Origin of the sequence: Treponema sp. OMZ 857 (assembly GCF_024181085.1) — a bacterium.
Classification (GTDB): Bacteria; Spirochaetota; Spirochaetia; order Treponematales; family Treponemataceae; genus Treponema.
In genome coordinates, this window is record NZ_CP051147.1 from 2,372,970 (window position 1) to 2,385,888 (window position 12,919).

Here is a 12,919-nt window from a genome sequence, read left to right on the forward strand (position 1 = left end):
AACGGGCATTCATACGAGGTATGCGTGCCCGTTTTTTTTACTTGCAAAAGATGCAAATAAGGATACAATATCTATTATGGATAAGAAATATGTATTGCTGATCGACGGTGATAACATCCCGCCGAGTTTTTTGGAAGCTATCATCACCGAAGTCTCTAAAGAAGGTGAATTACTGATAAAGCGTTTATACGGCGACTGGACAACACCAAATATGAATGGGTGGAAAAATTGGCTTGAAAAAATCCCCATTCGTCCGGTACAGCAATTCCGCAACGGCCCCAATGCAACCGATAATACCATTATCATGGATGCTATCGAGTTGGCCAATACCAATAAAAGCATTAACGCTGTTTGCATCGTTTCGACAGATTCAGACTACTACAGTCTTGCCCTTAAATTGCGGGAATACGGCCTCTATGTACTTGGTATCGGAAAGCAAAATGCTAAGGCACTTTGGGTAAATGCCTGCAATGAATTTAAGTATCTGGAAAACCTCGATAGTACAACAACTCCGGAAGAAGAGAGTCAAGGCTCCCCCTTTGATTCTCTGGAAAAATTGCTCAACCATGCCTATAAGAACTCACGGATGACGGAAGACGGATGGGTCAGTCTTTCCGATTTAGGAAAATCCATTAGGCGGAGTATGCCGGAATTTGACCCCCGATCATATAACCATAATACCTTACGGGAAATTCTTGAAGCTTTTCCCGATCAATATGAAATGACAACCGACAAACTGGTTCCCCCCAATCATTGGATTAAAGCGACGGAGCGACAAAAGAGCGATACATTGAGCGGTACCATTAAGCGCTTTAAGGGCAACTGGGGCTTTATCGAAACTGCCGACCACGGCGATTTCTATTTCGGCCTTACAAACCTCACCAAATCATCCCGCCGCAAAAAGATTACGGAAGGAATGCCGGTGCGCTTCAAAGTATTTAAGGAACCGAACGCAAACGGAGAGAACCTTGCTGAAAGGAATGGCAAAGCAACGGATGTGGAACTCCGATAGACGGGTTTGTTATATACTGCCATTACGTATTCAAATATAAGGAGTTACAAAACGATGACTGCAACGACATCCTTATCAGATAAAAAAATGGGCATTAAGGATTTTATCTATGCGGGGGTATTCGGCGCAATATACATTGTGCTAGTGCTGATTATTATGATAGGTTCTTCCGCAATCTCACCCATCCTCTATTTTATAGCCCCGCTGATCGTTGGATTGGTGTGCAGCACGGTGTATATGTACTGTATGCTGAAAGTACATAAGTTCGGTACGGCATTGATATTCGGCGTGCTTTTTACGGTTACGGCCTGTTATCAAAGTTTATATGCGATATTTTTTTCATTAGCAGCAGCACTTACGGCAGAGTTGATTCTTTTCTTGGGTAACTATAAATCGCAGAAGATGTATCTGCTGTCCTTTGCATTTTTTAATCTGAATATGTCTGCGCCAACCATACTATTGCTCTTTAACTACGAACGGTTTATGAGTCTTGCAGAAAAACACAGAGGCTTTGCCTATGCACAGTCGATCGCAAAATTAGCACTCAATGGGAAAATATGGTATGCCATCTTATGCTGCGCCGTTATCGGCGGAATAGGAGGGGCTTTTATTACAAAGAACCTCGTTAAGAAATATTTCGAGAAAAACGAAGCCGTATAAATAGCGGAAAAAGATATATTAGCAAGCGCAATTAGCTCTTCTACCGATATTTTCTATAGCACAGCAATGTTAGGTTGAATCGGATTCAATACCGATTTTTCAACAATGTATTCTATTTGCGGGAACTTTTGTTTAATTTGATTAATTAGAAAGCCGCTACTACCACGAACCATGGAACACCGAGAAAACCTTTGTACAATCGTATTTTAACCATACCATATATTTCTTTTTCCCCTTTCTTTTTTCAATTAAGCCGCCCGTATAATTTACGTTTAACCAGAATTGATGCAAAGGCAATGTCAACTTAACGTGAGTGTTAGAAGTTTTTCTTTACATAATTCAAATAAAAATTTATAAAATCATCTTTATTATAATTTTCAGTTTTATTCATAAACATTATATTACTAAATTCTAACCTACCATTTCCTAGAATATATTTTTTTGTATCTATTTGTTTCTTATAATTTCTAATAATCATATTTTTTTTCATTTTTTTAGCGAATAATTTTACACATCTATTTTGACTTCTTGCTAGTTTTAATAAAATTTTGTATTTTAATAATCCACCGCTACTAAAAAGAGGTGTGGATAAATCATCTAAAGTTTCTAATAATATAAGATTAGCATATTCGTTATTTAGTTTCAAGATTTTTGAATAGAGATTTCTCTTAATTCTAATTTCATAAGCATACAACCATGTAAATTCCATTATATAATCATATAAAAGTAGTGGATCATTTTCTATTACAAAAATAAAATAATCTTCCAGTATTTTTTTACATTTTATTCTATGAATATTTAAGGTATCACAGATTATAATTAAGGCTTCTCGTCGTCTGATATATGAAGAATCAAATAGCATTTTTTCACAAAATTTATAAATACAATCATTTTCATATTTTTTTAATATTAATTCTCGATATTTATGCGAATGAGTTACTGAATCACAAATAAATGAACAAGGACTTTCCGATGTATAAACAGCATCATTTTCATAACATTTTTCGAAGAAAAGATTTGTATCTTTAATTTGCAACAAGTCTTTGCATACTTCTTCCAAATACTCATCTGTAAGATAATAGGTATATTCTTTCACCTTTTGTATTAATTCATCTTTTTCCAATATTTTACCCTATTTTTATCCATACTAACAACTGGTTTGACTGCACACACAGATTGACCGCGCGTCGGCTATAGTCCTGTGTTATGTGATATTTCCATCTCCTGTAAAGCTTTTTTATAAAAAGAATAAAAATCATCTATTTTATAGGAACTATATATTTTTTCAAAATAATTAATACTTTTAATATATTCATCTCTTGTGAAATCTTTAATCTTGTTTGCACCTTGAACATTTGTTATAAATATTTCAAAATTCATAGTAAAATTTTGAATACTGTCAGCTCTTATTTTTTGTAAGTATTTTTCATTTTTATTTAAGCCCAATACTTTATTAGTAAGTTCTTCATCATCAAACAGAAGTATAGAAATGAAATTTATTAAATCAAAATCTTCAACAAGTAATTTCTTGAATTCCTTTGCTTTTTTACTTTTTAAATAAAATAATTCTGTTAGACATCTGGCAGTTAGTATAGGATTCTTTTTGTAATATTCACTAATAAAAGCTGCCTCCAAATATTTGCAATTACTTGCGCTTCGTTTTTTTGCAAATGTTAAAATTGCAACTTCTTTTTTATATAGAAAATCAGAGTATAAATATTCTGAAAATTTTTCCCAAAAATTTATTTCCTCCAATTTTGAATCTATATATTTATAATCTTTGTCCTTAACATTCAGAGTTACATATAAATCAGTTAGAAATTCTATAATATTTGGGAAAATAAATTCATTCTCAGTTTTTTGATCCATATCGATTAAATTATATAAATCAAACGGTATATTGAGAATTTCATCCTCAGAAAAATAATTATAGATTTCCTTGCTGTTGTATAATCTGCTGGAAAAAATTTCGATAAAATTCATTTATTCTATTATTCCTAAATACCCCAGTCGAGGATCCATATAACAAAGTAAGCATTTTTTATTCATTATTTATATCTCTTTCCGCTTATAGCATATATCTTCTGTGCTTTAATTTTTTTATTAGGCCAATATGTATACTTTACTTTTTGAATAGATTGCTCTATAAGCTCTTCATTTTCAGTCTGATAATTTTTATAACATTTTGTATAAATCAAACTTCCTTTATAAATTATCTCTATTGTTTTTTGACCATCAAAACTTATTTCTTTAGATAACCTTCCAGGATTTGCTTCATCATAAAACCACTCATGGGTTTTATTGTCCCCACATTCCTTCACCAATCTACCGGAATCATCATAATTCCGTCTTACGATAGTTGAACCAAAAGAATATTCAACCATAAGAGCTTCTTTCTTAATATCATTATATTCATATTTATAAAAACCACCACTACTTGAACTTACAGATTTCTTATGTCCTTTATCATCATATGCATAACTCCACTCAGTTCCATCTGATGCAACCTCTTTTACAAGCTGCTTTTTTCCATTATAAAAGTATTCTTTTTCATTAGTTCTGACAACTTTATCATTTACGGTAGTTGTATAAACTTCCTTTATCAGCAGTCCGTCTTCATCATAAACATATTTTTCCGTCATTAATTGATTACTTACGGCAGTATCCAAAACAACTTTTGACTCAAGAATTTGATTATTAGAATTATATTCCCAATATTGTCTTGTACCGCCTTTTTCTTTTCCTGCACACATATAAATCATATTTCCATTTTCATCAAATTTATAAACTTCACATTCAGACTCAAGCTTTGCAAAATACAGAAACAAACAAATAAAACAAATGATAATAAGTGGGAAAAAACATACGGAAAGTATTAATATTCTTTTTTTCATTTTTTTTCCTTAGTAGCGGCTCAATAAGCCGCCGGTATAACTACCGCTTAACCTGCATTGCCGCAAAGGTAATGGTAGGTTGAAGCGGATGTTATGTATCAAATCAATTATAATCATAATATAATTCAACAATATTCATTAAATTCTCTATCCTTTTTTGATAAATCCATTTACTTATATTCCGGCTTGCTTCTACGCCAAACTGATTTTCAATAAATTCAATCATGCTATTTTTGTAAGACTGCCACAAAATTTCTGTTTTTTTAATATCTGCTAAAGTAATTGTAAACTTCGGACCTTCAATTTGACCATCACCTATCAATGCATCTATTTTTTCTTTTATTTCAGTATACCTAGAAATTAAATCATTAATATCTTCAGTAGAGTTACAACTTATGGTGTTCTGCATTTGTTCAATGATATCCAAAAATTCTTCTTTCTGTTTGTTTGATGATTCTATTGCCCATGCGATATAGCCCGAACCATCATGCCCTTCTTCTGTCCAGATTTTTTGATCAACAAAATTAAAATATGAAGTTACTGCTTCATGAAATTTTTCCCGATTTTCATTTTTTATTTTTTCCTGAAATGAATTTACTCTTTTCTTTAAATATTCATTATTTTTATTTTCTTCTCTTATAGCACAGAAATTAAGTCCGTATCCGCTTGTAACATAGTTATCTATTCTAAATTCATGTATCTCATTTTTTTTATAATATCCATAGAAATCTTTTACTGCAAGTGTAAATTCCGCAGGAACAATTCCTCCACAAATTATCAACTGTAAAATCAGCTGAGGATTAGACTCTTCAAAACGGCTGTTTTCTCTAGATGCTTCTTCTGCAAGCTGCCAAATATAATAAGGATTTTTTTCTATATCTTCATCGTTATAAAACAAGTCATATTTTTTACAGAATTTCTTTGAATCTAATGCCGGAAGTTCTGCGCATTTAGCAAGAAAATCAAGTGTATCAATAGCATGCTTATTGTTTTCCAAGCCTGTTTTCTTTAAATATTTTTTATAAACGCTTAACGCTTCTTTGGGGTTAGCTCTTTTAAAAGTTTCTGCACGGTAAACAGTTCTATCAAGGAAATAGTCCATTGCTTTCTCGTGTCCATTAACAGCTGCATTCCGTAAATATTTATAGGAAGCTTCCGGAGTATTTATATAGCGGTAAAATAATTCAAAGTCAGCATTAAAATTCCCCTTTTTTGAAAGTGTCAAAAACATTTGCAGAGCCTGCTCTTCATTGCCGGACTCGTATACTTCAATGGCCTTTTCAACAGTTATTTGATTTTGCTGTACTGATTGTGAATAGCATGATGCTACAATTATAACTAGAAATATTATAAAAACTTTCCTTTCCATTTTTTATTCCAAGTGCTCCAGTGTGGGTGTTAGGCATATTTTCATTGTAAAATTTCTCTATCTTTCTCAAATTTTAAGTCATATAAACTAATGTAGGATAATCAATATAGATAATTAAAATGAATATCAAGCATAAAAAAGCTAATAACACTATATCTACTAAAAATATTTTGTATTCTTTATCTTTCGCTCGAAAAATAATGCCTACAAGAAGAAATATTAATATAGATAATATATAAATCAAAAAAACAGAAAAAACGATTCCAATCCATTTCTGATCAGTATATGAAATTGAATCTATTTGGAGCCGATGAGCAATTGAAACAAAAATACTAATAAGCCCCAAAAAAAGACATATAAAAAATAATGTCAAATCTTTTTTCAGAATTTTAAAAACACTATTCTTTTTATCCATTCAAGCTCCATATCTTTATCACATAGGTTTAAATATAAAGTCCAAAATCCAAATAAGACAAAAAATATATTAAAAATTCTTACAAATAAATTATGACAAAAAACTTTTTCATTCTTTCTTCCTAAAAAGCAGTCCGGTAGCCTGTCGCCATAACACCCTTTAGCCCTTTTCCATAATATCATAGAAACTACACACCTCCAATCTAAACTGACACCTCTCCAAACAGCCTCATCTTTCTATCATAGCATTCGTCGGAACACATCATCAACAGCCGGATTAGGCCTATGTTCTAAAATCCCTCGCCGCGCGCCAATGCGACAACGCACAAAAACAGTGCGAAAAGCGTGTACACGTATTTACCGAGGTAGTACCAGCCGTTGCCGTAGCGTTTCTTTGCTCCGGTGTTGATTTCGTCCAATAGCTCATCTTTTTTCATCACCCAGAACCACGAAACAGCGCCGAGCACTGCACCGATCGGGATAATATATGTGGAGACCAAATCCATCCATGCGCCCCAGCCGCCGAGAATTGCGCCCTTAGTTTCTGCAATGGGTTCCATAAATACACCGATGCCGAAGGTGATTACGCCAAGTACGATAATTACTGCGGTACGTTTTAAGCCTTTAAACGTGTGCATCAGCGATTCGGCAACCACTTCAAGCATATTCTGCAAGGATGAAATTCCTCCGAACACAACGACAAGGTAGAGGATGATACCGAATATTCTGCCGCCGGGCATTTTTTGAAGAATGGAAGGGAGGACAACGAACAGCAAACCGGGACCGCCTGCGGGATCCATCCGATAAGCAAAGCACGCGGGGATCATCACAAGGGCGGCAACAACCGCTGCGATGGTGTCGAACAGTGCGGTATTTTTTGCTCCCGCTACGCAGTCATGATCTTTACTTAAATAAGCGCCGTATACAATCATCCCCGATCCGGTAATGGATAGCGAGAAAAAGGCCTGCCCCATCGCGGTTATCCACACGGATGGATTTTTTAAATGGCTCCAATCGGGGGTAAATAAAAACGTATATCCTGCAAAAGCGCCGGGCAAAAAAGCCATACGAACAGCCAATACCGCGAATAATATGAAAAAAAGCGGCATCATTATTTTATTTGTTTTTTCTATCGTATGTGCGCCGAGCACAATGGTGAGCAGCGTTACAATAATAATAACCGCGTGATAGGGTACAACGCTAAACTGCTGAAAGGCAAAGGATTCAAACCACTGTCCGGGTTCTACCGTCATAATACTGCCCAGTACGGACTGCGTAAAAGCCTTGAGTACATACGCGATGATAACGGCATATCCGATAGCGATTGTAATTGAACCCGCCAAGGGCAGCCAGCCGAGTATCTTACCGATACCCTCAAGGTCTTTGCGGCCGTGCTTCCATGCATAGGCATAGGAACCGAGCGTCCCCGTACCGCTGCGGCGGCCGATTGCGTATTCTGCAGAAAGTCCGACATATCCGAAAAGGATAACAAATAAGATATAAATGAGCAAAAAGGCGCCACCGCCGTTGCTCCCAAGCTTGTAGGGAAAACCCCACACATTTGCCATACCGACAGCCGAACCGACGCAGGCAAGAATAAACCCTATGTTGCTGACAAACCGATTATTTTTTCTTTCCATCATCTACCTTCGCCTTTTCAGAATTAGTCGGCGGCTTCGTTTGCGAAACCTTATCTTTTACTGTACCGGTGGCCTCGTCAGCCGTTTTCGAAGTCTCCTGTTCGGTCTTAGAATTGGATGAGGAGCTTTCCGTCGGGTTTTGGGTACCGACAGCCGTATCGTTCGTATCCGGCGTCTCACCGTTATCGCCCTGTGTTTGAGCGTTTTCATCCTGAGTTTCTTTTTCCTGTTTTTTCTGTTTGTCCGGCTCTTCCTGCGCTTTCTTGATTTTTTCTTCAAGTTCGGCGAAAGCTTTGTTTTCGCTGTTTTCGGTAAAACGGGTTTTCATCTCTTCAATAAAAGAAAGCGCTTGGTTATACCGTTTGGAAAGAATCAGTATACGAACATAATTGAGTGCTGCTTCGGGGTTTTCCGAATCATCATCGTACAGTTTTTTGTACATTTCACAGGCGCGCGCTTCATCGCCGGTTGCCGCAAGGCTGTAGGCATACGCTTTTGCAATCAACACATTGCCGGGCGCATCTTTATATTGCCGTTCAAGGATGTTCTTCGCCTTTCCCCAATCACCCTGCAGCCCGTACACCCGTGCCAAATTATACTCCGCCGCATTTTTATGCGCAGGATCCTTTGCCGCCTTTAGATAAAACTCCGCCGCTTTGTCATACTTGGATACTTCGGTATAGGCTTGGGCAATCTCAAAATAGGCTTTCGCCGTTTCGGAATCGACATTACCCTTTGCAAACAAACCGGCAGCGGTTATAAAAAAAACCAGTAAAAACAGTATGCCGTTTTTCGGTACCCGATCGGCAATATTGCCCCCCCCCTCGGCAGAATTAACAGCTGGAATCTGTTGAACCGCCGCTACTGCTGTCGATTGAACCGCTGTCTCATCGATACGCTTATTTATTTTGAAGCACCACATTCTCAATCGCTCTCAACTGATGCCGGTAAAGCCCCGCGATAGTCGCACCGTAATCCGCAATAAGCTGAATCATATTCCGCGGATGTTCCGCTTCATCAACTCCATTGATTCTATCGCCCGCATCTCCCAGCCCGGGAAGGATATAGGCAGCGGAGTTCAATGCGGGATCCATCCACAACGTGTATACCGTACAGTTCTTTAAGGCGCGGGCGGCACACAAAGCGCCTTTGAGCGATGAGATAACATGGAAACAGCTGATCGATTTCGGTTTCACTCCTTGCCGTTCAAGGTATTTGACAACGGTAATCAAACTGCCGCCGGTTGCATTCATCGGATCTGCAAAGATCAGGTCTTTCCCGTTCAAGTCTTCTAAATTGAAATACGACATATCCAAATTGAGGACGTACTGCATATCATCGACTTTTTTTGTATCATCCCGTTTGATCTTAAACAGTGCGAACGGGGTTACATAGCCGTGTGAAGAATACTCTTCAATCTCCTTGGACATAATCATCGACGGAAGGAGCGCACCGCGCAACATCACACACATGACGGTATTTTCTATTTTATGATCGATGTCGCTGATCTTATGCACGGCGTAGTTCTGTACGGGAACGGTAACCGGCGTTTTGGAAATAAGGTAGTTTTTGCTGTCTTCGTGACTTCCGCTATACGCAAGTTTGAACAGCATTTCATAGGCACGCTGAGTATAATAGACGAATTCGTTATGACCGGTTTCGCTGCTGCGCAGTTTTGCCATAACGCGGGAAGCTTCCGCATGGCTTGCAAAATCGGTATTGAATGAATAGACCTTGAGCTGAGGTACTTCTTTGCAGATTTCCTGCAAAATCTTTCCCATCTTATCATAGAGTGCGATAATCTCAGTTTCAGCTGCATCTTTTTCTTTTTTATCTGCGGCAGCATCAAGCAACGTAAATTGCTGCATTGTCTGATTATATAGTTCATCCAATTTTTTAAGGTATGCATTATCCTTCGATGTTAAATACCCTTGTAGCGATTCCGCTTCCATAATAACTTGTTTCATATCAAACTCCTCTATTAAATTAAATACATAAACGCGGACAGCCTTTTAAGACATCCGTGTTCACAAAAAAAAACGCCCTTAAAAAAGAGCGTTTAAAAAGATTCATTAAAATGAAACAATGGCTGCAAAGGGAAAGGCAACAACAGCGGAATACCTTCCCCATTTTTTCGAGTACAGAATTTACATTCAATGCCGAAGCGCAACCATGTTTTGCCATTTGCGCAGTATTCTAATAGAATGAAAGCAATTGTGCAAGCCGTTCCTTTCCGATTATCTTCATAAAACCGGCAAGGCGCGGTCCCTGGTCTTTCCCAATCAACGCCTGATAGACGGCGGTAAACAGCACTTTCGGTTCGATTTCGCACGCATGAGCTACATCATACAACGCAGTTGAAAAAGCCTTTTCATCAAGCGCGTCCATCTGGGGTAACAGCTCATCGCGGATTTTGCAGAGTGCAGCAGTTTCGGCTGCGGAAAGTTCCGCCTTGCCGCCGTCGGTACGCAGTGCAAACCGGAAATCCTCCGGCGCACATTCGGTAATCCAATACCATGCGCACTTCGCCCGTGCTTCAAAACGCTCCCGCTGTTCTTCCTTCATATCCGGCAAAAGCTTCATGACCGCCGCGATGTCTCCGGCATTGATTTGTAAAAGGTTACAGAGGTGTCTGAACGGAATTTGATACGATATACAGGACGGCATCCCTTCAACCTGCGAAAGTTCATAGATGCGGCGTTCCTTCGCATACACCTCATCGTTTTTAGCCTTATCGACACCCCATGCGATACGCTCGGTTTTATCGTAATCCTCATAGGTTTTGATAACGTCCAAGTCGAAGCTGATGGAAAACTCCGTGTTCGGCCGCGTTCCGGCAAACAAGTACCGTGCAATTTCGGGCTGATATACGTTCAAGACATCGGAGAGACTGATGACCTTTCCCTTTGACGAGGACATTTTACCCGGCAAGCCTTTAATGCCGATAAAATCGTAGCGGAAGCTGACCGGAGCAGGCCAATCATATACTTCATCCGCGACAAGCCGCGCCGTGTCGAAAGAACCGCCTTGGCTGTGATGGTCTTTCCCGGCAGGTTCAAAAACCGTTTTTTCAAACTGCCAGCGCATCGGCCAGTCAACTCTCCATCCAAGTTTTAATTCCTTTGAGGTGCGTAAGTCGGCTTTTTCTTGATGCCCGCAGCTTGTGCAGCGGTATTCCAATCCATATTCGCCGTCATACGAAACAATCTCGGTAGTGTCTTTACTGCAGTTGCAGCAAAAAGCCGCGACAGGCCAATATTCTTCCGTTGCAGGAATTTTATGCTCATCGTCGCGGTAGCGGTTCAAACAGTCCTTTATTTTGTCACGGTTTTGCAGCGCTTTTTTCATCCCCTCGGCATACATGCCGCTGCGGTACCGTTCAGCCTGATATAAAAATTCCGGATGAATACCGACTTTCGGCAACACCTGCTCCACATCCACTTCGTGATGACGCGCGTAAGACGTGTCGCGGCCGGTTGTGTCGGGTACCATTGTGATGGGATACCGCAGATAGTTTTGCAGCGTTTCTTTTCCGGGCATATTTTCAGGTACTTTGCGGAACACATCGTAATCGTCCCATGAATAAATAAAACGTACCTTTTTACCGCGATCGCGTAACGCGCGTACAACTAAATCAACCGAGATAATTTCTCGGAAGTTGCCGATGTGAACGGTTCCCGACGGCGTAATTCCCGAAGCGCAGGTATAAGATTCCAAATCGCCGCGCTCGCGTATAATCTTCTCCGCGGTTTGATCCGCCCAATGTACTAATTTCTGATTGTTTTGTTCTTTACTCATATCATTCCTGTGTTGAACTCAAACAGCCCTGCTGATGAGGCTCGAAAGGTTCTGTTTTGCTGATTGTTTGAAAAATATTGCGGAATTGTATACTGCGCGGTCGATTGTGTCAATTGAAAATACACTACCGTGCAGCGTTGCTGTACGCCGCCAATTCACGCCCTTGATTATAAATAATGCTGTAAAGGCAGGCGTCGAGCAACACTCCCGACAGTTCTTGCCCCATCGTGCGGATGTGCATATCGGTTTTATTTAAGAGCGATATAATACGGTACACGGTTTGCTCACTCCACTGTTTACTCGCCCGGCGATATTGGTCGATTGCTTTTTTCGAGGTAAAGCCTGCTTTTTTTAAGCTGAAATCGTCAAGCCCGCCGGTTTGCGCAAGATTGTGCCAGTCACGCAGCCGCCGAAAGCAGTAAGTAAGTCCTGCAATCAGCTGTACCGGCGAAGATTCTTTGGAAAGGGTCAGCTTTTGACGGATATTCAGCGCATATTCCAGATTGGCATTACTCAGCGCATCGAAAAGCGTAAACGGCGTTTCTTCTTTGTTATGAGCAAGCAGACGTTCAACAGTCTCCGCCGTCAGCGTTGTTCCCGGTTCAAAAAAGAGACTGATATGTGCACAAGTCGTTTTTAACGCTTCGGTGTTATTTTCTACCAGTTCCAGCAGAACCTCGATCGCATCCTGTTCAATACCGATTTTCGACTGCGCAAAAAAACGGCGGATCCAATCCTGTTTTTTATTTTCAAACAGTTCCCAGAATATTTTTTTATGATCTTTAGGTACCAGCCCCTCAATTTTTTTATCGATACCGATTTCATCGGAGATCAACACTAAAAACGCCCCGTCTTCATTGGGTGTCTGTTCAGCCCACTGTGTAAGCGCCTGTATATCTTCCTTTTTCTTGATTGCTTCCGCGTTTCTGACAACGGCAAACCGAGCTTCCGCGAACAAAGAACCGTTTTGAACGGCATCCAACACAACCGCTATTGAAGTATCCGCTGCATAAAAGAGATGATTGTCGAGCTGCCCGTATTTTTTTTCCGCACTTTTCCGGAGCGCTTCAAGCGCATCGTTCCGTTCCCCCAATTCGGGGCCGGTAAAAAGCCATAAAGGAACACTCATCTT

General features: G+C 39.3%; 12 protein-coding genes. 2 read left to right on the top strand and 10 right to left on the bottom strand.

The window, feature by feature from the left end; genetic code table 11:
- Positions 1-76 precede the first annotated feature (76 nt).
- Together E4N66_RS10660 and E4N66_RS10665 are read left to right on the top strand one after the other, a co-directional pair.
- Positions 77-1,012: an NYN domain-containing protein gene (locus tag E4N66_RS10660; protein ID WP_044016973.1), complete on the top strand. Its 936-nt coding sequence runs from the start codon at positions 77-79 to the stop codon at positions 1,010-1,012.
- 54 nt (positions 1,013-1,066) lie between these two features.
- Positions 1,067-1,672, top strand: coding sequence for an MptD family putative ECF transporter S component (locus E4N66_RS10665; protein ID WP_253727999.1), 606 nt, complete (start codon positions 1,067-1,069; stop codon positions 1,670-1,672).
- A gap of 316 nt (positions 1,673-1,988) precedes the next feature.
- Here E4N66_RS10665 and E4N66_RS10670 read toward each other — a convergent pair whose 3' ends face one another.
- The 10 genes from E4N66_RS10670 to holA form a co-directional block, all read right to left on the bottom strand.
- A complete protein-coding gene (locus E4N66_RS10670; RefSeq protein WP_253728000.1) occupies positions 1,989-2,795 on the bottom strand; it encodes a hypothetical protein in 807 nt (268 codons plus the stop codon).
- Between the two features lie 68 nt (positions 2,796-2,863).
- Positions 2,864-3,655 (bottom strand): hypothetical protein, encoded by a 792-nt coding sequence (locus E4N66_RS10675; RefSeq protein WP_253728001.1) that lies wholly within the window; start codon positions 3,653-3,655, stop codon positions 2,864-2,866.
- A 65-nt stretch (positions 3,656-3,720) separates the two neighbouring features.
- On the bottom strand, positions 3,721-4,566 hold the full coding sequence (locus E4N66_RS10680) for an RHS repeat domain-containing protein (RefSeq protein ID WP_253728002.1): 846 nt from the start codon (positions 4,564-4,566) through the stop codon (positions 3,721-3,723).
- A gap of 103 nt (positions 4,567-4,669) precedes the next feature.
- On the bottom strand, positions 4,670-5,935 hold the full coding sequence (locus tag E4N66_RS10685) for a hypothetical protein (RefSeq protein ID WP_253728003.1): 1,266 nt from the start codon (positions 5,933-5,935) through the stop codon (positions 4,670-4,672).
- Positions 5,936-6,008: 73 nt separating this feature from the next.
- The gene (locus E4N66_RS10690; protein ID WP_044013844.1) at positions 6,009-6,350 is read right to left on the bottom strand and encodes a hypothetical protein; all 342 of its coding nucleotides are present in this window, start codon (positions 6,348-6,350) and stop codon (positions 6,009-6,011) included.
- 289 nt (positions 6,351-6,639) lie between these two features.
- On the bottom strand, positions 6,640-7,992 hold the full coding sequence (locus E4N66_RS10695) for a sodium-dependent transporter (RefSeq protein ID WP_253728004.1): 1,353 nt from the start codon (positions 7,990-7,992) through the stop codon (positions 6,640-6,642).
- Positions 7,973-8,911, bottom strand: a complete 939-nt coding sequence (locus E4N66_RS10700) for a tetratricopeptide repeat protein (protein WP_253728005.1) — start codon at positions 8,909-8,911, stop codon at positions 7,973-7,975. The genes E4N66_RS10695 and E4N66_RS10700 overlap by 20 nt, the downstream gene beginning before the upstream one ends.
- On the bottom strand, positions 8,889-9,971 hold the full coding sequence (locus tag E4N66_RS10705; protein ID WP_371922467.1) for a uracil phosphoribosyltransferase: 1,083 nt from the start codon (positions 9,969-9,971) through the stop codon (positions 8,889-8,891). The genes E4N66_RS10700 and E4N66_RS10705 overlap by 23 nt, the downstream gene beginning before the upstream one ends.
- Positions 9,972-10,185: 214 nt before the next feature.
- A complete protein-coding gene (lysS, locus tag E4N66_RS10710) occupies positions 10,186-11,787 on the bottom strand; it encodes a lysine--tRNA ligase (RefSeq protein WP_253728007.1) in 1,602 nt (533 codons plus the stop codon).
- Positions 11,788-11,911: 124 nt separating this feature from the next.
- Positions 11,912-12,916, bottom strand: coding sequence for a DNA polymerase III subunit delta (gene holA / locus E4N66_RS10715; protein ID WP_253728008.1), 1,005 nt, complete (start codon positions 12,914-12,916; stop codon positions 11,912-11,914).
- Positions 12,917-12,919: the final 3 nt, after the last annotated feature.